This is a genomic window from Pelobium manganitolerans (genome assembly GCF_003609575.1).
Classification (GTDB): Bacteria; Bacteroidota; Bacteroidia; order Sphingobacteriales; family Sphingobacteriaceae; genus Pseudopedobacter; species Pseudopedobacter manganitolerans.
In genome coordinates, this window is sequence record NZ_MBTA01000026.1 from 64,865 (window position 1) to 88,523 (window position 23,659).

The window sequence follows — 23,659 nt, forward strand, 5'->3', positions numbered from 1 at the left end:
TATTTTCACCCAAGAAGTTTTACCTAGCCACCCATCTGGCTCATTAAGTCGGTAAAATCCATAGGTTCATAATCACTTGGCGCTTCTAAGCTGATGGTGCCCACTGGCGTTTCGTCAATGCTCTTTAAAGTCATTTTGGTGGTTAAACCGTTAGCTTTGTTAGAGAACTCAACCGGTACGCCATCTACTTTCTTTAATTCGCTGGTTAAAGCATTATTAGGGATTTTAATTTCTGTTGTAGTCCAAATTTCTGCCTGGGTGCCGTCTTCTCTGTCTTTCAAAATATATTTTTTGCAGTTGTATCCTGCTATTTTCTTTGTTTCGGTTGTAGCCGTTACATCGTAATCGTGGTTTCCGTTTTGGAATTCGCGCATCTTTTCGGCCTGGGCTTTGTTCATTTTAACAGCAATTTTGCGGTTTTGCATAGGCACTTCAGTCAATGTCAACATCTCGCCTGTTACTATATTGGCTAAAATGGTGGTGGCGTACATTCCCATATCCATTTTCATCCGGCTAAGATCTCCGTTAAAGGCTACTTTCATTTCTTTAGGCAACATTGCAGCTAAAGATTGCTGGTCGGCAGGCAAAGTGTATTCTGCGCTGTAAGTAATTGTGCCTTCTTTGATGGTCTTTTGCGCATAGCTAAAACTGGCAAGGCCAATCCCCATAGCCAAGGCAAAAGTTGTTTTTAAGGTTTTAAGCATGTTCATGTTTTATGAATTTTTTGAGTACACAAGATAAATTATTTTCAGCATTATCCGGGCAGGTTTTTATAAACTACCATTTAAACTCTGTTGCCTTGTTTACGTTGAAATTGTTAATGTAAATGTTAGAGTATAAGTTGTTTTCTGACAGCGTGTTATTGTGGTAAGATACCTGGCTTTTTTTTGCAACTCGAGATAAAAGCCAGTCCGTTTTTATTGTAGGTGTATTTTTACCGCTGCCGATATAAAGCTTTGTGTTTTTGAACTTGAGAGCTTGCACTTGTCCAATATCCACCATTTTTATGTTTTGCACTTGGCAGCTGTCTAAATAAGGCTTAACCGAAAACTGGAATGCATTATCGGTTGTCGATAAATCGCTAACCACTATCGCATCTCTGCCGTTTAGCAGCGCAAGGGCCCGATGTTTTGGTACGTTAAAAACCATCAGATTTTGCTGTTGCATTTTTGTAAACTCGAGGTAACTTAACCGGCACACAAAAACAGCAAGAAATAAACAACTTAAGCGTAGATACCTGATGTTTTTGTGTGCGCAAATTATGCAGAACAATGCTGCGTAAAGCAGTCCAATTTCGAAGAAACCGTGCCATAACTGGTTTATGCTTCCGTGCGGAATTACCTCAATTTTTTTCAAACCTTCGTTCATGAAAACAATTGCATATTCCAAAGCTTTAGCCGGTACCTCTACATTCGGAAAAACGGAAGCTAAAGAAAGAAACACAAAACCCACATACATAACCACGGCGGCCGGTAAAACAATAAAAACATTGCTTAGTAAAAAGTAAACCGGGAATTGATGAAAATAGAACATGCTAAACGGTGCAGTTATTAGCTGTGCAGCAATGGAGACGGCCATTACCGACCAAATTTGGCCAACAAAATAGTTTTGCGGGCAATAGCAATTTTTAATTTTAGGGTAAATAAAAATCAGCCCACCAACTGCGATGTAAGAAAGTTGGAAACCAACATCAAATAAGTAAAACGGATTGTATATCAGTAGCATTAAAGCAGATAAACCTAAAATATTAAAAACGTTAACACGTTTCCCGTAGGCTTTCGCAATCAACACAAAAGAAATCATAATGGCCGCACGCGTAACAGACGGCGCTAGTCCGGTTGTAAGCGCGTAAAACCAAATTAGCGTCACCATTAATATGGTTTTTAGCAAACGCGTGCTTCGTTTTTTGTTCATAAACGATAGCAAAAAACTAAGAAATCCTGCAACTATAGCCACGTGCATTCCCGATACCGAAAGCACATGCATAGTTCCTGTGTTAGAGTAGGTGAGCATTAAGGCGTGGTCTAGCTGAGCCCGATAACCCAAAATCAGGGTAGACGCCACTGCTTTTGCTTCATTATTTTGAAGATGAGCGTTAAATTTAGCCACCTGTGCTTCCCTAAATCTAAGCGCAAAGGCAATAATCGGATTGCCACAGTCACTGTCCAGTTTTTGTAATTGTGGCGCCTGTAAAGAGCCTTTATGATAAATGTTTTGAAGCTGCAAATAGCGCTTGTAATTAAATTCTGCCGGATTTTTAGGGGCTTCCGTTTCTTTATAATCTGCATCAACCAGTAATACATCACCATAAGTCAAGGTAGCGCTTTTTGCGCTGTCCATGCGGCAATCGATTAACAATTTCCCTTTGCAGTCCTCTAATTTTTTATCCTTTACAGTAGCTTTTACTTGGGCCAAAAAGCTTACATAGTTCTTGTTTATTTTAGGTTTTTCATTGATAAGCACCACTAGTTTTTCTGCTTTTAATCTTGAAAAATGCTGTTCATGATAAATTTCTTTACGTTGGTTACTAATGCTGATACCGGCAAAAAAAACCGTACTGTATATTAAAGCTCCGGTAAACGGCCGCTTGAGGTATAGCTTTGCTTTTTTATAAGTTAAGGCGGACCATAAACAAAGTGCAATCAAGCAATAAAACGTGAAGTTTATGGGGAAGCTGGGTGCCAAATTTAAGCAAACAGATACAATGATGCCTAAGCCGAAAGCCAGCACAAGACGTAAAAAAGGAACTTCCGTTTTGTAATAAGCCAGCATCTTTAAATCTAAAACTGAAACCGTAACTGAACTTTTCCTTCCGAACGGCTATCGCCCGCAATTTCATCCAAACCCGAGCCCACTGTTTCTGCATCGGCGTACTGGGTAAAACTGTATTTTAGCCATATATCAACACCGCGCTTAAGCTGACAACGTAGGTTGCCGTAAAAGCGCAGGCCCTGGTTTTGGAAACCCGGGATAGAAAAACCGTAAAGCACATCACTTTCATAAGCGTAAATCCGCGCATCAAAACCATCTGTATCAAACAAGCTTAAACGCATATTGCCGGACCATTTAGAGCTAAGCGGACTGTAGGCTACATCTTGGTAAATCAAAAATCCGTATTTGCCGGTACTTTGCTCCAATTGGTACTGCACCATTTCTATGCGGTTGCGCAACGCAATTGCTTTGCTAATTTGATATTGCACCTCGGCACGGTAATTCGATTTGTTCTCGGACCCGATAGTATTTGTGAAACCGGCACTGGCTAAATTTTTCTGTTTATTTTGATGTTTATATCTGAGGGTGAAGCGTGTTGTTTTGTTTGGCATATAGTTGAACTGCGCCAGTAGGTCGTAGCCGCTCGAAGGCGCATCTACACCAAATTTAAGCCAAGGGAATTTGAACAAGTCGGTGTAAAAATCTACCGCAAATTTCTTGTTGGGCTTTATTTGCAAACCGGCATAAAAGCCCTTTTCGTTTACCGCAGTGGAGCTTTCGCCGATGCCTTGGTTATAAAAAGAGTAATAATTTTTTTGGTAGTTGCGATGAAAAAACACGGCAGCAACGTTAGGAGATAGGCTGCTGATGATGCCATTGATATATGCCAGGCCGTAGCCGAGGCTATGCGCCACCTCGCCAAAAAAATAGGTGTTGCGCAAAGTATAACTGTAATTAAAACCCACGTTGGCCAGTTGCTTACCGCTAAAATCAAACTGATTGTAAAGTGATGATCCGGGGGCAAAATCTTCGCTGTAATACGATTGGTAAGCCGTTAAACCCAAAGAAAGCTTACGATTGTTATAGGCCAGATTGCCTCCGTAAACGAGTTGTGATACCCTGCGCCGGTTTTTAAGTTCTGTTGCTGTGCGGTGCAAGCCTGTTTCTAGCAAAGAGGAAATGTCTTCTGCATTGGTGATTGGATTTAGGTCCGTGCCTGCATCTAACTTGTTGTAAGACACAAAGGGCGTAAAATCAAAACGCCAAAAATGATATTGCGCAGCCAAGCCTCTAAAAAAAGAATATTCATTGCTAGAGGTGTAGGTGCGTAAACCCAAATCTTGTTTGGCAACCGCAAATACGTCGGCGCCTTTTCCAAAGCCTAAACCGCTCCATAAAGTTAAACCTTGGCCAAATTGCAAAGCATAGTCGCCAACGGCTATTTTTTTGAAGTTTTTATAATCACGGATGTACAAGCTGCCCGAAACAAAATCAGGTCCGTGCTGTTTGTTCCAAAACTGCTCGCCGGCATCTTTGTCGATATTTAACGAAAACTGGATGTTATTGCTGAAATTGAAGCGGTAGCGTGTTAAAACCCTATCGGGCGTGCCTAAATATCTTGATTTTCCTGCATCAGCCGGAATGGTGAAGCCTTTCTGAGTTTCCAAATATCGGCTATAACGGATGAGTAAATCGTGCGTCCCGTCGGCAAAAAGACGTTTAAAGCTAAAGTTTTCAAACCCGCTGGGCGTGTTAATGTGCGCAAAATGCAGAAGCGTTTTTATAGTCTGCAAGTCAAAACCGTCAATACTTTGAAGCTCTAAATCGCTAATTAAAAGTCCGTTAGTGGCAATGTGATCAAAGAAAGCATTAATCTGCAAAGGATTTAAAAAAATTAATTCCTGTAATTGTCCCTTGCTTGTTTTATTGAGGTTAATGGGATGTTTTCGGTAATAATTTAGTCTTTCGGTAAGCTCTGTATAGTCGTAATCTTCGGTTTGGTTGGCCACTACATTCTCCACAATTTCTTCAATGATAGGATCATTATCTTGAGCGCAAAGCTTACTAATGGCAAAAAATATCAGAAATAAAACAGAGACGGTTTTAAAATTCATAGGCCAACGCTATTTGTGGTGAATAGCCTAAAACCGGGTGCGATGCTATCGCAAAATCGCATTGGATTCCTTTGTAATCTATCCCGAAGCCACCGTATTGTTTAAAAGGGTTTACAGCTAAACCGCCGCGCAAAGCCAGTATTTTTACCAGTTTATATTCAATTCCGCTCTTAAAATCTGCTTGCCCGCCAATGCCTTGTACAAACTCGCTTGCCAACAACACTTGCTCGTTAAACAAGTAGCTTGCACCAAATTTCATCTGCGTAGGGATGTTTTGCGCTGTTTCCTTTCCAAATTTACTTTGGTTTGGGTTGGCAATATGCGATGCAAGGCAAAGCCGAGGTGTAATTTGATAAGCCAGTCCTACTTCAACAGTTAACGCGCGTGCATCCCCATAATTTTGGATAGCTAGTTGATGATAATTTAAGCCAATGCCTAAAGACAGTTTTTGCCCAAACGCTCGCGCTAAACTTAGGCCGGTCTTCACTTCGTTAAAGCCGTCTGTGCCATAAGCCTGAAAACTTGCGCCTACAACGTAAGTTTTTATCGGCACCGCAAAAACCGCCGTTTTCGTGCTCAGTTCTTTTATCCCAAACTTATTTTCATAGGCTACCGCGATAAGGGCGTGTTTTAAATTTGCCGTGCCGGCTTGGTTTGTTTTTACCGCCCAAACATTGCTAAGAGCCACGCCAGCATCGCCCATTGCAGTAACAGCAGGTCCGTTTCCTTGTTGTGCTAAAGCAGAAAAACAAGGTGATAAAAGAAAAATCAATAGGTAGAAGTTCTTCATACACAAGGTTTTCGATGTTAAATTAAATAATATCATCCATATTATTAAGCAAAATTTTTAATTGGTGTATTTTTTGCAAAATATTTTATATGAGTTCTAAGAAGCTGATTTATGAATTGCTTTTAGTAGGAGACACCGGCAATGTTAAGCGCCACCAACCTGATAGCTTGCTCGAATTATTGCGTCGGCATTTGCCCGATACGGTTGATGCTACAGTTTTATTTTTAGGAGATAATATTTATCCGCACGGTTTGCCTGCTCAAGGGGATAAACTAAGGCAAGATGCCGAGGCCGTGCTTAACGCTCATCATAAAGCTGTTGAGGATTTTAAGGGGCAGGTTGCTTTTATATCTGGCAATCATGATTGGAACAAAGGAAAACGCGATGGTTTAAGCTATGTATTACGACAAGAAGCTTACTTGAACAACTTATTTGGCAAGGAAGTTTATTTTCCGCCAAAGGCTTGCCCTGGTCCAAGTTTGGTTTTTAGCAACCCACATTTAGCGCTGATAGCGATTAATACGCAGTGGTGGGTGCAAAAAGGAGAGAAGCCCACCGGTAAAAAAGACGGTTGTTTACAAGACTCGGAAGAAGCGTTTTTTGTACAGCTAAAGTCTTTATTGCAAAAACATGCAAGCAAGCGACTTTTTGTATGTGGCCATTATCCTATTTACAGTTATTCTTTGCACGGCGGTAGCTATAAGTTAAAACACCATCTTTTTCCGCTCACTATTTATAAAAAAGGCGCTTACTTACCTATGCCTGTGGTGGGGTCGTTGCTGCCTTTGTACAGGAAATATTATGGTGCACGTGAAGATTTATCGCATCCGCGCTTTAAACAGTTACGTAGAAGATTGAAGGCGATATTCCGCGAATTTCCCGGCTTAACTTACATCGCCGGTCACGAGCATAACTTGCAGTTTATTGAGAAGTACGAAAATAATTACGTGGTAAGCGGTGCAGGTTCTAAGGCCACTTATGTGGTGCGTAACGGGAAATACTCGCGATTTGCCGCCAAAGAAAAAGGCTTTTTTAAGATAAAAGTTTATGATGATTTAAGCGCGAAAGCGGAAGTTTTGGCTGTGGACGAGGAAAATGCCGATGGGCATTTACTTTTTGATGGTTGGATGCGTTAAATCAGGGTCAATTAATACTTTTAGCGCTTGGGGCATAATTTCCAATTCAATTTGCTTTACCTTTCCCATCGGTTCGCCATCATTCTGCAAATGCGTTTGCCGTTTACAAATAATGCTTGCGCGTTTACATTTGATAATTTTAAAATACTCTGAGTATTTCAATGTGTTTCTAAACATCTGAATAGCGATGTTGATTACATGGATTTTCGGGAAAGGCTTTACAATACATATTTCAAACCATCCATCGTTTAAAATACCATCTGGATTAATTACCGCGCTGGTGCCGTATTTAGTAGCATTGGCAAAGGTGAGCGAAACCGCACTGGTTTTTAGGACTTTGTTGTCGAAGTTTATCTCAAAGCGGTTGCGCTTCAATAAAAATATTTCGGTAAAAAGATGTTTGGCATAAGTAATTAGTCCTCTATTTGGATCTAGCTCAAAACGGCGTACTATTTTTGCGTTTAGTCCTACGTCTGATAAATGAACAGAAATCCTGCCGTTAACTTTTACCAAATCAATAGCTACGCTTTCGCCTCTTTCTATCAGATGCAGACATTCTGTTAAAGTGGGCGGAATCTGTAATTCTTTTGCCATGCCGTTAGCAGAACCAAAAGGAACAATCAACAATGAGATATCTTGGGAGTGGATGAGTGACGAAACTAGGTTAATTGTTCCATCGCCGCCCATAGCGCATACAATGTTCGGCTTAAAGTTGGCAATAAGTTTTTTTAGATCGCTTGTAGCATTTTCTTGGCATAAATAGATTTTAAATGGATAACCGTTTTTATGTGCATGTTCGCGAATGCTTGTTTCTGCTTCTACATCACTTTTACTGCCTGCTTTCTGATTTAAGACAAATAAAACGTTCGGTTTCATAGTTAAAGAGCTGCAAAAGGTTAGTTCAGAAACAATTTCATTAAAGCTGTTCTTTCAGGTCGATCATAAAAGCTTTAATTTTTTCTAAAGCTTCAACTACTTTTTGTTGCTCATCTACCTCGCGTTTGTTTTTCTTCATGTAATCTTTAGCGCCCTGTAAAGTGAAGCCTTTGTCTTTTATCAGGTTAAAAATTATTTTTAGGTTGCTAATGTCTTCCGGCCGAAACAGCCGGTTGCCTTTCGCATTTTTTTTTGGCTGCAGCACTTCAAATTCTTTTTCGTAAAAACGGATCATGGAAGTGTTTACAGCAAACATTTCGGCTACTTCGCCAATGCTGTAATAAGATTTTTGGATGTCTTTCTCTTTGTATGGCATGTCAATTAATCTAATGATTGGTTATCGCGCGAAGCTACTTCTAACATGGTCACATATTCGGCCGGCGTTAAATCGTTAAAGAAGAAGTTGATAGGATTTATGGCTTTTCCGCCCTTATAAACTTCATAATGGCAATGTGGCCCGGTAGAGGCGCCAGTGTTGCCTACGTAGCCTATAATATCCCCACGTTTAACTCTTTCTCCTTTGCGCACTTTAAATTTGCTCATATGTGCATATTTAGTAACATATCCATAACCATGATTAATCATAATACGGTTGCCGTAACCGCGCTCAACACCGGCAGCTACAATATATCCATCGCCGGTTGCATAAATAGGAGTGCCAATTGGAGCGGCAAAATCTATCCCTGAGTGCATTTTCCTAATTTTATAAATCGGGTGCATACGGTAGCCAAAACCCGAGATAGAACGTAATCTTCGGCTGTTAATAGGTTGTATGGCCGGGATACTGGCCATCATTTTGCCTTTAGAGTTCACGGCTTTTGCCAGCTCGTCATAGGATTTTGATTGCACGTACAGCTGTTTCGAGATGATATCTAGCTTTTTTGTGGTCTCAATCATCAACTTGCTGTAATTGTAATTTTCTAAGTTTTTGTATCGGTTTACACCCCCAAAACCAGCATTTCTTACTTCCAAGGGAATTGGCTCTGCTTCTAAAATAACGCGGTAAATATTATCATCACGTTCTTGCAGATCTTTCACCACCAAATCCATCTGCTTCAGCCTGCTCTGTAAAATGTCATATTGTAAGCTTAAAGAGCTAATTTCTCTTTTTAACTGCTTCTCTTTCGGCGAGTCTAAGAAAGTGTACGCTAATGCAATGATGATAAATGAAAACACCAAAGCAGTGGAAACAAAGCCTAGGCCTTTTAGCATTTTAAGCCCCCAGCTTAACTTTACCTTTTCGTACTTAAGTGTCTGAGAGTTAAAATAATATTTGGTTTTTGCCATTTAGGTGGTTTTAAATTTTATAGCTGTCCAAAATGGACTGCAAATGTAAAAAAATAAAAACGTAAGTTTTTGGGCTTTGATATAAGCCAACGGAAATATTGGCAAAAATTAGGTAGGCGCAGGTGTAAACAAAAAAGCACCGCCGTTTGGCAGTGCTTTTTCTTCAAGATTTTTTAATCTTATTGAGCAGCAGTAGTATCAACCGCTACAACAGAAGAATCGCCAGCAACTGTATCAACAGCAGCAGTATCAACTGTGATTGAATCTAATGAAGCTGAATCTGCAGTTTCTTCAGTAGCTTTGTTAGAGTTACAAGCAACAACTGATAAAGAGATTGCTAAAGCGAAAAATCCGAATTTGAATAAGTTTTTCATGTTAATTTCTTCTTTTATTTTGTGATTAATTTACCCTTAATACCCAAACGAAAGAAAGGTAACCCGGTAAGCTCGAAAAAAATTAATTTTTTTTGACAGAACAGCTTTGCTAATTATAAATAGCTTTAAATCAGCTTTAACGGACAATGAAAAAAATATTTTTTTTTACCGATTAAGGGTTACAATTTAGCAAAAAGAGTATTAAACAGTGAGCAGAAAGATAAATCATTCAATACCAACAGATAGTGAAATTATTTTAGGAATACTGAATAATTCATCATCAACGCTTCAATATCTTTATAAGGCTTATTACCCGATGATTTTGCAACTCATCATCAATAATAACGGTAGCGAGCATGATGCGAAAGATATTTATCAAGAAAGTATCATTATACTGCATGATAAAATAAAAAGCGGCGATTTTGAACTCACCAGCAAGCTTAAAACTTTTTTATATTCTGTTTGTAGAAGGCTGTGGTTAAAGAAACTGAGCCATAAAAGCAGGTTTAATGCAGATATAAATGATTATGAAGATCATTTTGAAGTAGAATCTGATTTGGTGGCGCACGAAGAACGAGACCAACAGTTTACGATGATGAACAGTGCGCTGGAGCAGTTGGGCGAGCCCTGTAAAACAATAATTGAGGATTTTTATATCCACAATAAATCAATGCAGGATATTTCGGAGAAATTTGGTTACACCAATGCCGATAATGCTAAAACGCAGAAGTACAAATGCTTGCAAAGGTTAAAGAAGCTATTTTTTAACCCCAAATAATATTTAAAGTTGCTTTTGTTTTAGGAGCAATTTTTTACCGTTAATAAAGTAGAAATGAAGAGTGAAATTGACTTGATCAAAAGAATAGAAGCTTACTACTATCACGAAATGAATGATGTAGAGATAGCCGAATTTGAAAATGAGCGCCGCGCTGATGCCTCCTTTGATCATAAGGTTGTAGCGCACCTTGATTTTCTGAAAACATTAAAAGCTTATGGGGATGTAAAAAACCTGCGTACAGCGATGAATGAGATTCACGATACGCTGGATGTGGAAGCTTTGGTAAATGAATACCGGGAGCAACCTACCTTATTACGCGTGCTTTGGAATAAATACCGCAAAAATTTGGCAGTGGCGGCAACCATTGCTGTTTTTACTACTTTAGTTACCCTGTTTTTTACAGGGCAGTTTGATGCCAATGAACACGGCTCTAACTACAGCGAATTAAAGCGCGATATGGAGAATATTAAGCGTTCGCAAACAGCACTGATTAGAAACATCAACAGCAAACCAACGCGAGACATTAGCCAATACAGCGGTACGGGTTTCGCGCTCTCTGCCGACGGTTATTTGGTGACCAACTACCATGTGATAAAAGGGGCAGATTCTGTTTATGTGCAAAACAATAAAGGCGAATCTTTCCGCGTACAAACCTTATACATAGATCCCGAGTTTGACATAGCGGTATTGCAAATTAAGGACAGCACTTTTAAAAGTTTGGCAAGTGTCCCCTACACCTTCAAAAAATCTAATTCTGATTTGGGCGAAGATGTTTATACCATCGGTTACCCTAAAGATGACGTGGTTTACGGAAAAGGCTATTTAAGCTCATCAACAGGTTTCGGTGGAGATTCTATCGCTTATCAAATCTCTATACCGGTAAACCCGGGAAACTCTGGTGGCCCTTTAATGGATAGCAAAGGAAACGTGATAGGTATTGTAAGCGGCAAACAAACCCAGGCAGACGGCGCAGCATTTGCGGTAAAATCCGATTTTCTATTGCGGGCTGTGAGTAACATCCCACAGGACTCTTTAAAACAAAAAATTGTAATTAATAAAAAGAACAGCTTAGCTGGTTTAAATAGAACGCAACAAATCAAAAAAATGCAGGATTACATTTTTATGGTGAAGGTGTATAACTAGCATTTAGCTTTCCTGATAAAGCAAAGCTTTGGTTTTTCGCCAGAGCTTTTTTTATGTCTAAATCTTTGATAAAGGCCAAATACAGCACCTTATAATGCTTTTTAGCGCCATAGAATTAGCGTTATTTTGCATGTAGATATTATCAGTTATTATATCCTTAGCTGAATGATGCTATTAGATCGCCTTAAATAATTAACGCTTATTTAAAGGCGCCAGTAAGGCGTAAAAAATCCAAGCAAACCAAGAGATAAAAATAACAGCTAAAATCCATGCTGCTTTTTCTGCCCCGCTTGTTCTGTTAGATAATGCAATAATAATTATCGGCAACAGCCAGCAAAAAGTTACGATGGCTAATATGGTTAGAATGCTCATTCCTACAATTAGTTCCATAATTTTTTAATAAAGGTTATCTAATTTATGCAAGTAAACTCAACAAAAAAGACCGTTCTGGTCTTTAAATTTATTGGATGTCAATTATATAGGGCATCCTAGCTTGTAAGCCGCTCATTTGTGTGGCCTGCTTTATCTTTTGATAAACAGGATAGGTTTCGCCTAGTTCTTGTTTAACAAAATAGGCTTTAATCTTATCTTCAGAACTACCTAATAAGCCCATTAATCCGTCTTTGATTTCCGGATAATTGACAATACGGTATTCTTTAAGCTTAGCTTTGCGTGCGGCAGAAGCGATGGCATCATCTATATGCCCTAATTTATCAACTAATTTAAGTTTCAAAGCCTGCTCGCCGGTCCATACTCTGCCTTGTCCAATGCTGTCTACATAGCTTTGCGTAAGCTTTCTGCCCTCGGCCACGCGTTTGGTAAAGTCGTTATAAGTGCGGTTAACCTCGTGTTGGAATATCTGTTTTTCGGCTGCACTTAAAGGCCTGCCGATATTGCCTAAGTCTGCAAACTGTCCGGTTTTCACCCCATCAAAAGTTACGCCTAGCTTGTTGTTGAAAAAGCCCTGCATATTTGGGATAATGGCAAACACGCCGATAGAGCCCGTAATGGTGTTTGGTTCGGCATAAATTTCGTTTGCAGCACAGGCTATATAATAACCTCCAGAAGCCGCATAATCGCCCATGGAAACCACCACAGGTTTTACTTTTTTGGTTAATACCACTTCGCGCCAGATAACGTCTGATGCTAAAGCACTGCCGCCGGGGCTGTTAACGCGCAAAACAACCGCTTTAATTTTATCGTTGGTGCGTGCTTTACGGATGGCTTTAGAAATTCCCTCAGAACCGATAGAATTTTCATCTCCTTCGCCTCCGCCAATATCGCCATTGGCGTAAATAACAGCAATACGGTCTGATGATGGACCTTTTTCTTCAATTGTTTTGGCATAATCGCTTACGCTAACCGTATTTAAGTTCTTCTTTTTATCGATGCCTGTTTTAGCTTTAAGCTCGTCTAAAATTTCATCTTTATATTTTAGGGCATCCACTAATTTATATTTTACTGCATCTTCCGGCGCTCTTGACTTTAAACCGTTGGCAATAGAAATCACAGAATCTTGAGCAATATGCCGGCTAGCGGCAATGTTTGCGGTAAGATGCTGGTAAAGCGAAGATAGTAAGGCATTGGTTTGTAGTCGATTGGCATCGCTCATTTTATCTAATACAAAAGGTTCTACCGCACTTTTAAAGGTGCCTACTTTAATAATTTGTGCCTCAATATTTAATTTTTCCAAGGTGCCTTTAAAAAACATATTTTGTGCGCTTAAGCCTTTAAGTTCTAAAATACCTTGCGGATTTAAGTAAATTTTGCTGGCAGCAGAAGCAATGTAATAAGCGCCTTGCGAATAAATTTCGCTGTAAGCAATAACAAATTTCCCTGATTTTTTAAAATCGAGCAAAGCATTCCTGATCTCTTCTGCAGTAGCAAACCCGGTAGTCAAATAGCTTACATCTAAATAAATACCTTTTATGTTGCTGTCGTCTTTTGCGTATTTTATGCTTTTTAAAATATCATTTAAACCTAACTTTTTTTCAGACACAAACGGGCCCACGTTTAAATCATCTAAAGGGCTTGATGATGAGCGTTCTGTAATGGGCAAATTGAGGTTCAAATGTAGGATAGAGTTAGCTTTTACTTCCACTTTTTCTTTGGAACTACCCACAATGGCAGCCAAACTCGCAATAAAAATGACAAATATTAGTATGCCCGATATGAATACACCGAGCATGGAGGCGAAAACAAATTTGAAGAATTGTTTCATTTTAGTGATTTGGAATTAAAATGTTATTTTGCAAATATAATTTATAGATAGGCATTTGCTGTATTTGTTACAAATTAATGAAACGTGTTTTTTTAGGCTTAGGAAGCAATGTTGGCGATAAAATGGCCTATTTGCAAAAGGCTTTGGCGTTAGTAGCTGAGCGGGTAGGAGCAATTGAGAAAGTTTCTTCTTTTTATGCTACAAAAGCTTGGGGCAAAACTAACGAGGACGATTTTTATAATGCAGCGGTTGAGATGCAGACAAATTTAACGGCGTTTGAAGTTTTAAAAACAGTTCAGAAAATTGAAACCGAATTGGACCGAGTGCGTAAAGAGAAATGGGGGGCGCGCACTGTGGATATTGATGTGCTATTTTATGAAAGCGATGTAATTGCTACTGAAGAACTCAAAGTACCTCATCCTTTTATTACAGACCGGAGGTTTGTACTGGTTCCTTTGGCAGAGATAGCAGAACAATTAATTCATCCGATAAAGAAAAAAAGCGTACAAAAACTGTTGGAACAATGCACAGACAACCTATCTGTTGAAAAAATAACACAAACAAACTGATGAGTTCAGAAGAAAAAAAAGTTATAGACCTTTCATATTTACAAGAAGTGGCAAGTGACAATTCGGATTTTATGGTAGAAATGATTGATATATTTTTGGCGCAAACGCCAGAATATATGTCAACATTAGAAGAAGCGGTAAACACGCAAACCTGGGCAAAAATTGCCGAGATGGCGCATAAGATAAAACCAACTTTGGCTTTTATGGGTGCCCTAGAAGCCAAAGAATCAATGGCCAGCATTGAAGCGCGTGCCAGAGGCCAAGAAGACTACGAAGGGATTAAAAAAGATTTTGCCGTTTTAAAAGAGGATTTTCGGCAGATTTTTGCCGGCTTAGAACAAAAGAGAGCGGAGTTGTTAGGTTAAATTAACCCGTTCTTTAAACTTGGTATTTGAAGTGTAAGGCAGAAAATACCAAGTAAGCTAACAGAATTAAGGGCACTGCAGCCACATTGAAAACCGCCAGCAAAACAATCGCGCTTATCAAAAACGTGAACTTGAATTTATTTGCCTGCCAACTGAGTTTGGAAAACTTCATGGAGAAAAATCGAATTTCGCTCACCAACAGGTAGGAAAGCAGGAAGCTTAAAATCACTAAAAAATAAGGATTGCTTACCCAAGCGAAATCATCTAACAAATAGGGCAGAGACACCACAAAAAACGTATTCATGGGTGTGTTTAGCCCGATGAAATCTTCTGTCTGACGTGTATCAATATTGAACTTTGCGAGACGTAGGGCCGAAAAAACGGTGATTATGAAACCAATGTAAGGCCAATATCCCGGCAAGGAAAGCGATAACAGCTTAAACAGCACGATGCCAGGAACAAAACCAAAGCTGATCACATCCGCTAAAGAATCCAGTTCTCTGCCGATATCAGATTTTACGTGAAGCAAACGTGCAGCAAAACCATCAAAAAAATCAAATACACCAGAAACTAATGTAAAAAAGGCGACCGTTTTCAGGTCGCCGTTAAATGCATACACACCAGCCATACAGCCAAAAAACAAATTGGCGCAGGTTAATGCGTTTGGGATGTGTTTTTTAATCATTTGTAGGAAGGTTTTAGGTTTAAGGTTTTAGGTTTAAGACTTTAACAATCTTACACCTAAAACCTTCTTCCTTAGGCCTTTTTCTTAGCTGTTCATCGAAACTAAAAACTCTTCGTTTGATTTTGTTCCGCGAACCTGTGTCAACAAAAATTCCATTGCTTCTTGCGAGTTCATATCTGCCAAGTGGTTTCTCAAAATCCAGATTCTTTGTAAAGTTTCCTTGTCTAACAACAAATCGTCTCTTCTGGTGCTTGATGCCGTAAGGTCAATGGCAGGGAAAATACGTTTGTTAGAAAGTTTTCTATCCAACTGCAGCTCCATATTACCGGTACCTTTAAACTCTTCAAAGATCACCTCGTCCATCTTAGAACCCGTGTCTGTTAATGCAGTTGCTAAAATGGTTAATGAACCGCCATCTTCAATGTTACGCGCGGCACCAAAAAATCTCTTCGGTTTGTGTAAAGCATTCGCATCCACACCGCCCGATAAAATTTTACCCGAAGCCGGAGCAACGGTGTTGTAAGCACGTGCTAAACGTGTGATAGAATCCAACAAAATCACCACATCATGCCCGCACTCTACCATTCTTTTAGCTTTTTCCAAAACAATGTTGGCAATTTTCACGTGACGGTCCGCAGGCTCGTCAAAGGTTGATGAAACTACCTCAGCTCTAACGCTGCGCGCCATGTCAGTTACCTCTTCCGGGCGCTCATCAATCAATAAAATAATTAAATAAACCTCTGGGTGGTTGGCCGCAATGGCGTTAGCAACTTCCTTTAATAAATTGGTTTTACCGGTTTTTGGCTGCGCTACAATTAAACCGCGCTGGCCTTTTCCTATCGGTGTAAACAAATCCATGATGCGTGTGCTATGGTCGCTCGGCTTCATAAATAAATTCAAACGTTCCGTAGGGAAAAGCGGCGTTAAATAGTCAAAAGGCACACGGTCGCGCACTTCCATTGGCACACGGCCGTTAATAGACTCAACACGCACCAGTGGGAAGTATTTTTCGCCTTCTTTTGGCGGTCTAATGCTGCCACGTACGGTATCGCCGGTTTTTAATCCAAATAATTTTATCTGCGATTGAGACACGTAGATATCATCTGGCGAAGTAAGGTAATTATAATCAGAAGAACGCAAAAAGCCGTAACCATCTGGCATAATCTCCAAAACGCCTTCGTTGATAATTACGTTATCAAAGTCAAAAGCAGGCTCTTGCGAGCGCTGTTTCGAATTTTTATCTGGCCTAATTTGCTTAGGTTCTGTTTTGCCTTCGGCACCGTCAGTTTTATCTTCTTGGTCGCTTTTTTCGGCAACAGCTTTTCTGCTGCTTGGTTTGGCTTGCTCGCTGTCCGGCGCATCAAACAAAGAAGTTTCTTGCTTTGGCAACGGACTTATCTTTTCTTCCGCTACTGTAGTTTTTACAGTTCTTGCTCTCTTTTTAGGCTTCTCGGCCACTTCCGCTTCATCGGCAACTGCGCCCGAGTTTCTGGCAGCCTCAATCAAATCATGTTGTTCTTTGATTTTCGCTATCAGCTCGGCTTTACGCAAAGCATCCGTGTTTTCTACACCAAAACTTTTTGCCATCTCACGAAGCTCAGAAACAAGCTTGTCGTTCAATTCGTTTGTATTAAACATTAATTATGTATTGTCAAGGGATTAATTTTGTGATTATCCTAAAGATTAAGCAATGTTACATCTAAATCTAGCGTGATATTTCTTAGTCCTTAGAAAAAGGATAGAATGAGATTATGCTGCAATAATATTGATTAATTTTTAAATGCTAAAATTTTCTAAAAATTTTTTTCAGCACTTTTTAATTGGCAACTTTGCCTGCAAACACGCTTAAGATGACCCGTCAGGAACTGATAGCCCAAATCAAGAAGAAAAAATCTTTTTTAACCGTTGGTTTGGATACCGATATAAAAAAAATACCGCAGCATTTATTAACGTTTGATGATCCGGTTTTTGAGTTTAACAAACAGATTATTGATGCTACAAAAGATTTGTGCGTTTCTTATAAAATAAACACCGCTTTTTATGAGTGCCGAGGTTTAGCAGGCTGGCAATCATTAGTTAAAACAGCGAATTATTTGCCTAAAGATATTTTTAGCATTGCCGATGCAAAGCGAGGCGACATTGGCAACACCTCTGCCATGTACGCAGATGCTTTTTTTAGCCAGGCCGATTCGGGGATGAGCTTTGATTCCGTTACCGTTGCGCCTTACATGGGTAAAGATTCTGTTTCACCGTTTTTGAAGTTCCAGAACAAATGGGTGATTTTATTGGCGTTAACCTCTAATGAAGGTGCAAAAGACTTTCAGTTTTTAAAAAACGAAGAGAGTTTGTTATTTGAAAGTGTATTGCAAAAATCGCAAGAATGGGCTAGCAATGAGCAGATGATGTACGTTGTAGGGGCAACCCGTGGCGATGCTTTTTTACAGATTAGAAAACATGCGCCCAACCATTTTTTACTGGTGCCCGGCGTGGGCGCGCAAGGCGGTTCTTTGGGCGACGTTTGCCAGTACGGTATAACTAAAGACTGTGGTTTGCTGGTAAACTCGTCGCGCGCTATTATATATGCTTCATCCGGCGAAGATTTTGCGCAAGCGGCACGTGCCGAAGCACAAAAAGTTCAACAACAGATGGCCAAAGAACTTGAAAAAATAGGTTTTTAGCTACGGCTGATATACAATTACTTAGCGCTTTTTTGTAGAAATAATTGCTACATTTAGCAATGCCATCTTCAGAAGCTATTCTTCATCATATCTGGAAATACAAGCTTTTTAATGCGCTTGCTTTGCATACTACGGATGGAGAACCTGTGCAGTTGCTAAATGCTGGCCGGCATAATTTAGATGCAGGTCCCGATTTTTTTAATGCTAAACTTAAAATTGGCGATACCGTTTGGGCAGGCAATGTAGAAATACATATCAAATCTTCCGATTGGCTTAAGCATAAACACCAGCGCGATGCGGCCTACAATAATGTAGTTTTACATGTAGTTTGGGAACACGATGCACCTATCCACCGTATAGACGGCACATTGCTTCCGGTGCTTGATCTTTCTGAATTTACCAATACCACTTTGTTGGATAAATACGAGCAATTGCGCGGAAACAATTATTGGGTTGCCTGCGAAAACCATTTGCCAAGCGTAAGCGATGTTAAAAAAGCTTTGGTTTTGGATAGGATGCTTGCCGAGCGTTTAGAAGATAAATCACTGGCATTGAAAGAGATTTATTCTTTTAGCGCACAAAGTTGGGAAGATACCTTTTACATTGCGCTGGCAAAAAGCTTCGGCTTTAAAGTGAATGCTTTGCCTTTTGAACTGCTGGCCAAAAACTTGCCGCAACGCATCTTAGCCAAACATAAAGACCAAGCTTTGCAGGTAGAAGCTTTAATTTTTGGCGTGGCGGGCTTGTTAAATCAGAATTTTACCGATGCCTACCCGAAACTTTTACAGCAGGAATTCCGTTTTTTGCGCGCCAAGTACAATTTGCCCGAGTTGGAGGCCAGCATTTGGAAATTTTCTAAAACCCGGCCCGATAATTTCCCCACCATCCGTTTAGCACAGTTTGCGGCTTTGGTACTGCAATCGCAACATTTGTTTTCGCAAATGATTGGTTTAAAAACTAAAAAAGAGTTTGCTTCTTTATTTGCCAGGCTACCGGTAAACAGCTACTGGAATAAGCATTACAGATTTGATAAAGAAGCCGAAGAAAAGCCGAGCGCTATCGGCTTTGGTAGCGTAGACAATCTTTTGATCAATGCCATAGCACCGCTTTTATTCTTTTACGGCAAAAGCACCGGACAAAAAAAATATACGGAAGTTGCGGGCGATTTGCTGTTGGCGATTAAGCCCGAGGACAATCAAATTGTGCGTGGTTTTAAGGCCCGAGGCTTTGGCGCTGCACACGCATTTGATACGCAAGCGCTTATTCATCTCAAAAAAAACTATTGCGATTTAAAAAAATGCTTAAATTGTGGCGTCGGTTTAGAAATTATAAAGCAAAATGATTGATAAAGTATTGCTGTTTTTTGAACGTTACTCCTTTGGGGTTTGCACTTATTTAGGCGAAAAATTCCAGATTTCCCAAGCTAAAATCAGGCTGTTCTTTATTTATACTTCTTTTTTGGCCGCCGGTTTTCCTTTGGTGTTTTATTTTTTTGCTGCGGTGGTGCTGGATATCCGCCACTTCATCAAGCGTAAAAGGATACAGTTTTGGGATATTTAGTCTTCTTCCTCAAAAAACTCGCGTAGCTCGCCAAAATAATTATCGTCCCAGCCTTCTACAAACTCATCGTACACCTCATCAGGGATATTGCTATGGCGTAGCTCCACAGAACAGCCGCTTTTATGCTCGTGCAGTTTAATAGTTACCACAGAATCTTCTTCTTGCCCGTCAAAATACCACTGTTGCACTATTTTTTTTCCGTACTCAAATTCTAAGTTTTTCCCTACAATATCCCCGTCAAACAAAGAAAATTCTGTACCCACTTCTTCACTCATCTCTGCCTCGGCACCGGTCCATAGTTTAATGCTCTGCGGAATGGTTAGTGCCAAATAAACGTCTTCTGGGCTGGCGGGTAAGGTGTAATATTTTTTGTAATCTTTCATGTTGGAGCAAAAATTCAAAGGTAAAAAGTTAAATTAAAAAGGCAGATAAGATAAAATCAAAAGCTAAAATTAAAAAAGCCAAGCCAACTCAGATTCATAAAAAAAAACCGACCCTTTAACTGAGCCGGTTTTAAATGTTCCTCGGATATTAACTTTTTTTAGCCGTAACCAGCACCACAACGCCGGCTACCAAAATAATTCCCCCGGCGTAAGGCGGCCAGTTTACGGTTTCTTTTTTATCTGCCGATATTTGTATAGGGCCGGCGTCTACCACTTTTTCTTTCTTGGTATAAGAGAAACCACCCCAAATTAGCATTGCAATTCCTACAACTACTAATATTATTCCTATTGTCCTGTTCATGATAAATGGTTTTTTTAGTGTACATAAACATTTGCAAACTTTGAACCAATTATTTTTTAAGCTTTAGGCGCGGTAGCTTTTATTAAATTTTGATTTAAAAAGCTTAAACATCATCTTTGAAGATGGGCAAAACCTTTACGAGCGTAGGTATAACCGATGCGCTTTTTAATGCGCCAATAGGCTGGTTTCCAGAAGAACGCATTCTTAAAAATGATTTGTTGGTGAGCGTTTACGCTACTTATATCTTGAGCGAAAAATTAAACGGTGACGAGCTGAACGCAACTATCGACTATATGCAACTGCATCAAATCTGCGAAAAGGTGTTAAAAAAAGAAGCTAAACTTTTAGAAACTGCGGCGCAAGAAATCATGGACCGTGCTTTGAAACTCTTTCCGCAAGTGCAAAGCCTTCAGGTTACCATAAAAAAACTTAATCCGCCCGTTAAAGCGCAAATAAAACATTCTTTTGTGCAATTGAATTTTGAAAATAGTGATGAAATTTAACGCCATCAACCAAAAACACATTAATAAACTAAAGCAGCTTTGCGGTGAAAACAACGTGTTTACCGACCAAGAGAGCGTGTATAAGTATAGCAAAGACGAAACGGAAGATTTAAGTTTTTTTCCGGATTTGGTGATTAAACCGAAGAACGTAAGAGAGGTTTCGGCGGTGATGAAATATTGTAATGAACATCTGATTCCTGTTACGCCACGTGGCGGCGGAACCGGTTTAAGCGGCGGAGCTTTGCCTGTTTATGGCGGTGTGGTGCTAAGTACCGAGCGTTTAAACAGTATCATAGAGATTGACGAGCGTAACCTGCAAGCAACGGTGGAACCGGGCGTAATTACCGAAGTTTTTATGGATGCCGTTTCAGAAAAAGGTCTGCTTTATCCCGTAGATCCGTCAAGCAAGGGTTCTTGTTTCATCGGAGGCAATATGGCGCATGGATCGGGCGGTCCGCGCGTGGTCAAGTACGGAACTATCAGAGAATATGTGCTAAATTTTGAGGTGGTTTTGCCTAACGGCGATATCATCTGGACAGGTGCCAATACCTTAAAATATGCATCGGGTTATAACCTAACGCAATTACTGATAGGTTCCGAAGGGACTTTGGCTATCATCACCAAAATAGTACTAAAGTTAATTCCTAGGCCACAGCATAATATTTTGCTGATGTGCGCTTTTCCAACAAACGAAGATGCGTGTGCAGCTGTTTCGGCCATTTTCAGAGCTGGCGTAACGCCCTCTGCGCTAGAGTTTATGGAGCGTCGTGGACTAGAGTGGGTGATTGAATATGATAAGCTCAATTTTTCTGTACATGTAGATGCGCAAGCTTATTTATTGGTTGAAGTGGACGGCAATGATATGGATATGCTTTTTGCGGATTGTGAAGTCATAAATGGGGTGGTAGAAAAACACCGTTGCATCGAAGTGCTTTTTGCAGATTCCTCTATCCAAAAAGAAGAATTTTGGAAACTGCGGCGCGTATTGCCGGTATCGGTAAAATCAAATTCTATTTACAAAGAAGAAGACACAGTGGTGCCACGCGCAAACCTGCCACAGCTGGTAAAAGGAATCAAAGAGATAGGAAAAGCTTACGGTTTTGAGTCGGTTTGCTACGGCCATGCCGGCGATGGAAACCTGCATATAAATATCATTAAAGCAAGCATGACGGATGAAGACTGGAAAAACCGACTTAAAGACGGCATTAAGGAAATATTTGAGCTTACAGTAAAACTCGGTGGCACCATCTCTGGCGAACACGGGATTGGCCTGGTACAAAAAGATTTTATGCCTATCAAATACAGCGAAATCCATTTAAACCTGATGCGTGGCATCAAACAGGTTTTTGATCCTAACGGCATATTGAACCCCGGGAAGATTTTTTAAGGTAAATATAGAAGAGGTTTAAATTTTAAGGAATAATTGGGGCTAGACAGATTACCCGCCGCTTATGATTCACCACTGACCACTGACCATTGACCATTGACCATTGACCATTCACTAATTTTAAAAACCATTACTAATATTATTAGCTAATTTCTTATTTTTGCATTTAATGGAGCGCCTTTTTGCAATTGTAGATATCGAAACTACGGGTAGTCATGCGAATGCCCACGGTATTACAGAAATTGCAATTTGTATCCACAACGGGCAATCAATTGTGGATCAGTTTGAAACGCTCATTAATCCACAGCAAGAAATACCAACATTTATCCAAAGCTTAACCGGCATCAGTAATGATGATGTGAAAAACGCGCCAACTTTTGAAACGGTGGCACCGCAGATTTTTGCCATGCTTGAGGATAAAATATTTGTAGCACACAATGTAAATTTCGATTACTCTTTCATCAATCACCACCTTAAGCGCGAGGGCTTCACCTTAAACACTAAAAAGCTTTGCACGGTGCGTTTGGCCAGGAAAATACTGCCCGGTTTGCCGTCGTACAGTTTGGGCAAACTTTGCCGCAGCTTAAACATCCGCATAGAAAACAGGCACAGGGCAGGGGGCGATGCTTTTGCCACCGCCACACTTTTTAAAATGATGGTTGATGCGGATGAGCATAACTTTATTGAAGAAGCTTTAAATGCCCGCAGTAAAGAAGAAGCTTTGCCACCATACGTATCTAGGTTGCAGTTAGAGCAAATTCCGAGGCAGCCGGGTGTATATTATTTCCGCGATAAAAAAGATAAAATTATTTATGTAGGAAAGGCTAAAAATTTATACAAACGCGTTTTAAGCCATTTTTTAAACAACGATACCCACAAAAACAAGCAAGATTTTTTGCGCGAGATCCGGAAAATTTCGCACCAAGTGTGCGGTACCGAATTGCAGGCTTTAATTTTAGAAAATATAGAAATTAAAAGGTTGTGGCCCGAAAAAAACAGGGCGGCTAAACATCCCGAAAAGCGCTTTGCTTTGTATAAATACGAAGATCAGAACGGTTATTTACGCTTAGCCATCGGCAAAAAGCAAAAATATATGCAGGCAGTGCTCTCTTTTGCGTCTATTGCCGAGGCACAAAGGTTAATGCGCCAATGGTGTGCCGATTATGAGCTTTGCAATGTGTTGTGCGACTTGCAGAAAAGCAACATGGCCTGCATTGCCCTAGAAGAAAACAAGTGTAAAGGCGCGTGTTTACAGAAAGAAAGTGCACAAGATTATAACGCTAGGGTAAAGGCTTTTATAAATGAAGCAGCCAAAGCGATGCCTAGTTATATGATTGTTGACGAAGGGCGCAACAGATTGGAAAAAAGCTGTATTGTGGTAGACAAGGGCGTTTTTTGCGGTATGGGTTATATCAGGGAAAACGAGCTGCCTACTGGTGTAGAAGAGGCGAAATCTTTGGTTACGGCATATCCATCATATCTTTTTATCGAAAAAATATTATCCGATTTTGTGCTTGCCCATCCGCAAAAGCAAATCATCCTTAATTAAATTGTCCTGTTTTTAGTCCGTTTTTCCGTTTTGTATAAGCAGCCTTTATTTGCTGATGATGTTAATTGCCCACAAATTAGGATATGGCGCGGTTTTCGCCATTACTGAATTTAAATAAGGGAGATGTG

At 40.0% G+C, this 23,659-nt stretch carries 25 protein-coding genes; 11 read left to right on the forward strand and 14 right to left on the reverse strand.

The window, feature by feature from the left end; translation table 11 throughout:
* Positions 1-23: 23 nt before the first annotated feature.
* The 4 genes from BCY91_RS12205 to BCY91_RS12220 all read right to left on the reverse strand — a co-directional run bounded on the left by BCY91_RS12205 (position 24) and on the right by BCY91_RS12220 (position 5,616).
* Complete coding sequence (locus BCY91_RS12205; protein WP_120182333.1) at positions 24-710, reverse strand: DUF4412 domain-containing protein; 687 nt, start codon at positions 708-710, stop codon at positions 24-26.
* A 67-nt stretch (positions 711-777) separates the two neighbouring features.
* Positions 778-2,772 (reverse strand): ComEC/Rec2 family competence protein, encoded by a 1,995-nt coding sequence (locus BCY91_RS12210; RefSeq protein ID WP_120182334.1) that lies wholly within the window; start codon positions 2,770-2,772, stop codon positions 778-780.
* 8 nt (positions 2,773-2,780) lie between these two features.
* Entirely contained in the window at positions 2,781-4,826 is a 2,046-nt protein-coding gene (locus BCY91_RS12215; protein WP_120182335.1) for a hypothetical protein, read from the reverse strand.
* Positions 4,816-5,616, reverse strand: coding sequence for a PorV/PorQ family protein (locus BCY91_RS12220; RefSeq protein ID WP_120182336.1), 801 nt, complete (start codon positions 5,614-5,616; stop codon positions 4,816-4,818). The genes BCY91_RS12215 and BCY91_RS12220 overlap by 11 nt, the downstream gene beginning before the upstream one ends.
* 89 nt (positions 5,617-5,705) lie before the next feature.
* Here BCY91_RS12220 and BCY91_RS12225 point away from each other — a divergent pair, with 89 nt between their 5' ends.
* Positions 5,706-6,752 carry a metallophosphoesterase gene (locus BCY91_RS12225; protein ID WP_245989116.1) on the forward strand — a complete coding sequence of 349 codons (1,047 nt, stop codon included), beginning with the start codon at positions 5,706-5,708 and terminating at the stop codon, positions 6,750-6,752.
* Here BCY91_RS12225 and BCY91_RS12230 read toward each other — a convergent pair.
* The 4 genes from BCY91_RS12230 to BCY91_RS12245 all read right to left on the reverse strand — a co-directional run bounded on the left by BCY91_RS12230 (position 6,726) and on the right by BCY91_RS12245 (position 9,349).
* Positions 6,726-7,628, reverse strand: coding sequence for a diacylglycerol/lipid kinase family protein (locus BCY91_RS12230; RefSeq protein WP_120182337.1), 903 nt, complete (start codon positions 7,626-7,628; stop codon positions 6,726-6,728). The genes BCY91_RS12225 and BCY91_RS12230 overlap by 27 nt on opposite strands.
* 40 nt (positions 7,629-7,668) lie before the next feature.
* Complete coding sequence (locus tag BCY91_RS12235) at positions 7,669-8,004, reverse strand: MerR family transcriptional regulator (RefSeq protein WP_120182338.1); 336 nt, start codon at positions 8,002-8,004, stop codon at positions 7,669-7,671.
* A 5-nt stretch (positions 8,005-8,009) separates the two neighbouring features.
* Complete coding sequence (locus BCY91_RS12240; RefSeq protein ID WP_120182339.1) at positions 8,010-8,975, reverse strand: M23 family metallopeptidase; 966 nt, start codon at positions 8,973-8,975, stop codon at positions 8,010-8,012.
* 179 nt (positions 8,976-9,154) lie between these two features.
* Entirely contained in the window at positions 9,155-9,349 is a 195-nt protein-coding gene (locus tag BCY91_RS12245) for a hypothetical protein (RefSeq protein WP_120182340.1), read from the reverse strand.
* A gap of 208 nt (positions 9,350-9,557) precedes the next feature.
* Here BCY91_RS12245 and BCY91_RS12250 point away from each other — a divergent pair, with 208 nt between their 5' ends.
* Positions 9,558-10,127 carry an RNA polymerase sigma factor gene (locus tag BCY91_RS12250; RefSeq protein WP_120182341.1) on the forward strand — a complete coding sequence of 190 codons (570 nt, stop codon included), beginning with the start codon at positions 9,558-9,560 and terminating at the stop codon, positions 10,125-10,127.
* 54 nt (positions 10,128-10,181) lie between these two features.
* The gene (locus BCY91_RS12255; protein ID WP_120182342.1) at positions 10,182-11,270 is read left to right on the forward strand and encodes a S1C family serine protease; all 1,089 of its coding nucleotides are present in this window, start codon (positions 10,182-10,184) and stop codon (positions 11,268-11,270) included.
* A 192-nt stretch (positions 11,271-11,462) separates the two neighbouring features.
* Here BCY91_RS12255 and BCY91_RS12260 read toward each other — a convergent pair whose 3' ends face one another.
* Both BCY91_RS12260 and sppA read right to left on the reverse strand, forming a co-directional pair.
* Positions 11,463-11,660, reverse strand: coding sequence for a hypothetical protein (locus BCY91_RS12260; RefSeq protein ID WP_220699479.1), 198 nt, complete (start codon positions 11,658-11,660; stop codon positions 11,463-11,465).
* A 70-nt stretch (positions 11,661-11,730) separates the two neighbouring features.
* Positions 11,731-13,491, reverse strand: coding sequence for a signal peptide peptidase SppA (gene sppA / locus BCY91_RS12265; RefSeq protein WP_120182343.1), 1,761 nt, complete (start codon positions 13,489-13,491; stop codon positions 11,731-11,733).
* A gap of 77 nt (positions 13,492-13,568) precedes the next feature.
* On the opposite strand from sppA, the gene folK reads away from it, so the two are divergent.
* Positions 13,569-14,060: a 2-amino-4-hydroxy-6-hydroxymethyldihydropteridine diphosphokinase gene (folK, locus tag BCY91_RS12270; protein ID WP_120182344.1), complete on the forward strand. Its 492-nt coding sequence runs from the start codon at positions 13,569-13,571 to the stop codon at positions 14,058-14,060.
* Positions 14,060-14,425 (forward strand): Hpt domain-containing protein, encoded by a 366-nt coding sequence (locus tag BCY91_RS12275; RefSeq protein ID WP_120182345.1) that lies wholly within the window; start codon positions 14,060-14,062, stop codon positions 14,423-14,425. Before folK ends, BCY91_RS12275 begins: the two co-directional genes overlap by 1 nt.
* A gap of 13 nt (positions 14,426-14,438) precedes the next feature.
* Here the strand turns inward: BCY91_RS12275 and pssA are convergent, their stop codons facing one another.
* Positions 14,439-15,110 carry a CDP-diacylglycerol--serine O-phosphatidyltransferase gene (pssA, locus tag BCY91_RS12280; RefSeq protein WP_120182346.1) on the reverse strand — a complete coding sequence of 224 codons (672 nt, stop codon included), beginning with the start codon at positions 15,108-15,110 and terminating at the stop codon, positions 14,439-14,441.
* Between the two features lie 84 nt (positions 15,111-15,194).
* Positions 15,195-16,748 (reverse strand): transcription termination factor Rho, encoded by a 1,554-nt coding sequence (rho, locus tag BCY91_RS12285; protein WP_120182347.1) that lies wholly within the window; start codon positions 16,746-16,748, stop codon positions 15,195-15,197.
* A gap of 212 nt (positions 16,749-16,960) precedes the next feature.
* Here rho and pyrF point away from each other — a divergent pair, with 212 nt between their 5' ends.
* From pyrF to BCY91_RS12300, 3 genes are read left to right on the forward strand one after another with little or no spacing between them, the layout of a single operon-like run.
* Positions 16,961-17,788, forward strand: a complete 828-nt coding sequence (gene pyrF / locus BCY91_RS12290) for an orotidine-5'-phosphate decarboxylase (RefSeq protein ID WP_120182348.1) — start codon at positions 16,961-16,963, stop codon at positions 17,786-17,788.
* Between the two features lie 59 nt (positions 17,789-17,847).
* Complete coding sequence (locus BCY91_RS12295) at positions 17,848-19,134, forward strand: DUF2851 family protein (protein ID WP_120182349.1); 1,287 nt, start codon at positions 17,848-17,850, stop codon at positions 19,132-19,134.
* Positions 19,127-19,348: a PspC domain-containing protein gene (locus tag BCY91_RS12300; RefSeq protein ID WP_120182350.1), complete on the forward strand. Its 222-nt coding sequence runs from the start codon at positions 19,127-19,129 to the stop codon at positions 19,346-19,348. Before BCY91_RS12295 ends, BCY91_RS12300 begins: the two co-directional genes overlap by 8 nt.
* Here the strand turns inward: BCY91_RS12300 and BCY91_RS12305 are convergent.
* Together BCY91_RS12305 and BCY91_RS12310 are read right to left on the reverse strand one after the other, a co-directional pair.
* Positions 19,345-19,731, reverse strand: coding sequence for an SRPBCC domain-containing protein (locus BCY91_RS12305; RefSeq protein WP_120182351.1), 387 nt, complete (start codon positions 19,729-19,731; stop codon positions 19,345-19,347). The genes BCY91_RS12300 and BCY91_RS12305 overlap by 4 nt on opposite strands.
* 148 nt (positions 19,732-19,879) lie before the next feature.
* Positions 19,880-20,092 (reverse strand): hypothetical protein, encoded by a 213-nt coding sequence (locus tag BCY91_RS12310; protein ID WP_120182352.1) that lies wholly within the window; start codon positions 20,090-20,092, stop codon positions 19,880-19,882.
* A gap of 122 nt (positions 20,093-20,214) precedes the next feature.
* Between BCY91_RS12310 and folB the strand changes: the two genes are divergently transcribed.
* From folB to BCY91_RS12325, 3 genes are all read left to right on the forward strand, one after another.
* Positions 20,215-20,595, forward strand: coding sequence for a dihydroneopterin aldolase (folB, locus tag BCY91_RS12315; RefSeq protein ID WP_120182353.1), 381 nt, complete (start codon positions 20,215-20,217; stop codon positions 20,593-20,595).
* Positions 20,585-21,982 (forward strand): FAD-binding oxidoreductase, encoded by a 1,398-nt coding sequence (locus tag BCY91_RS12320; protein WP_120182354.1) that lies wholly within the window; start codon positions 20,585-20,587, stop codon positions 21,980-21,982. Before folB ends, BCY91_RS12320 begins: the two co-directional genes overlap by 11 nt.
* Before the next feature lie 169 nt (positions 21,983-22,151).
* Positions 22,152-23,531, forward strand: a complete 1,380-nt coding sequence (locus BCY91_RS12325; RefSeq protein WP_120182355.1) for an exonuclease domain-containing protein — start codon at positions 22,152-22,154, stop codon at positions 23,529-23,531.
* Positions 23,532-23,659 lie beyond the last annotated feature (128 nt).

Excerpts from the sequence above, each read along its gene's own strand:
- BCY91_RS12295 (WP_120182349.1), top strand. The coding sequence starts at position 17,848 with ATGCCATCTTCAGAAGCTATTCTTCATCATATCTGGAAATACAAGCTT.
- BCY91_RS12305 (WP_120182351.1), bottom strand. The coding sequence starts at position 19,731 with ATGAAAGATTACAAAAAATATTACACCTTACCCGCCAGCCCAGAAGAC.
- BCY91_RS12310 (WP_120182352.1), bottom strand. The coding sequence starts at position 20,092 with ATGAACAGGACAATAGGAATAATATTAGTAGTTGTAGGAATTGCAATG.
- BCY91_RS12215 (WP_120182335.1), bottom strand. The coding sequence starts at position 4,826 with ATGAATTTTAAAACCGTCTCTGTTTTATTTCTGATATTTTTTGCCATT.
- BCY91_RS12245 (WP_120182340.1), bottom strand. The coding sequence starts at position 9,349 with ATGAAAAACTTATTCAAATTCGGATTTTTCGCTTTAGCAATCTCTTTA.
- BCY91_RS12220 (WP_120182336.1), bottom strand. The coding sequence starts at position 5,616 with ATGAAGAACTTCTACCTATTGATTTTTCTTTTATCACCTTGTTTTTCT.
- BCY91_RS12205 (WP_120182333.1), bottom strand. The coding sequence starts at position 710 with ATGAACATGCTTAAAACCTTAAAAACAACTTTTGCCTTGGCTATGGGG.
- BCY91_RS12235 (WP_120182338.1), bottom strand. The coding sequence starts at position 8,004 with ATGCCATACAAAGAGAAAGACATCCAAAAATCTTATTACAGCATTGGC.
- folK (WP_120182344.1), top strand. The coding sequence starts at position 13,569 with ATGAAACGTGTTTTTTTAGGCTTAGGAAGCAATGTTGGCGATAAAATG.
- BCY91_RS12240 (WP_120182339.1), bottom strand. The coding sequence starts at position 8,975 with ATGGCAAAAACCAAATATTATTTTAACTCTCAGACACTTAAGTACGAA.
- BCY91_RS12325 (WP_120182355.1), top strand. The coding sequence starts at position 22,152 with ATGGAGCGCCTTTTTGCAATTGTAGATATCGAAACTACGGGTAGTCAT.
- folB (WP_120182353.1), top strand. The coding sequence starts at position 20,215 with ATGGGCAAAACCTTTACGAGCGTAGGTATAACCGATGCGCTTTTTAAT.
- sppA (WP_120182343.1), bottom strand. The coding sequence starts at position 13,491 with ATGAAACAATTCTTCAAATTTGTTTTCGCCTCCATGCTCGGTGTATTC.
- BCY91_RS12225 (WP_245989116.1), top strand. The coding sequence starts at position 5,706 with ATGAGTTCTAAGAAGCTGATTTATGAATTGCTTTTAGTAGGAGACACC.
- BCY91_RS12300 (WP_120182350.1), top strand. The coding sequence starts at position 19,127 with ATGATTGATAAAGTATTGCTGTTTTTTGAACGTTACTCCTTTGGGGTT.
- BCY91_RS12210 (WP_120182334.1), bottom strand. The coding sequence starts at position 2,772 with ATGCTGGCTTATTACAAAACGGAAGTTCCTTTTTTACGTCTTGTGCTG.
- rho (WP_120182347.1), bottom strand. The coding sequence starts at position 16,748 with ATGTTTAATACAAACGAATTGAACGACAAGCTTGTTTCTGAGCTTCGT.
- BCY91_RS12320 (WP_120182354.1), top strand. The coding sequence starts at position 20,585 with ATGAAATTTAACGCCATCAACCAAAAACACATTAATAAACTAAAGCAG.
- BCY91_RS12255 (WP_120182342.1), top strand. The coding sequence starts at position 10,182 with ATGAAGAGTGAAATTGACTTGATCAAAAGAATAGAAGCTTACTACTAT.
- pssA (WP_120182346.1), bottom strand. The coding sequence starts at position 15,110 with ATGATTAAAAAACACATCCCAAACGCATTAACCTGCGCCAATTTGTTT.
- BCY91_RS12230 (WP_120182337.1), bottom strand. The coding sequence starts at position 7,628 with ATGAAACCGAACGTTTTATTTGTCTTAAATCAGAAAGCAGGCAGTAAA.
- BCY91_RS12260 (WP_220699479.1), bottom strand. The coding sequence starts at position 11,660 with ATGGAACTAATTGTAGGAATGAGCATTCTAACCATATTAGCCATCGTA.
- BCY91_RS12275 (WP_120182345.1), top strand. The coding sequence starts at position 14,060 with ATGAGTTCAGAAGAAAAAAAAGTTATAGACCTTTCATATTTACAAGAA.
- pyrF (WP_120182348.1), top strand. The coding sequence starts at position 16,961 with ATGACCCGTCAGGAACTGATAGCCCAAATCAAGAAGAAAAAATCTTTT.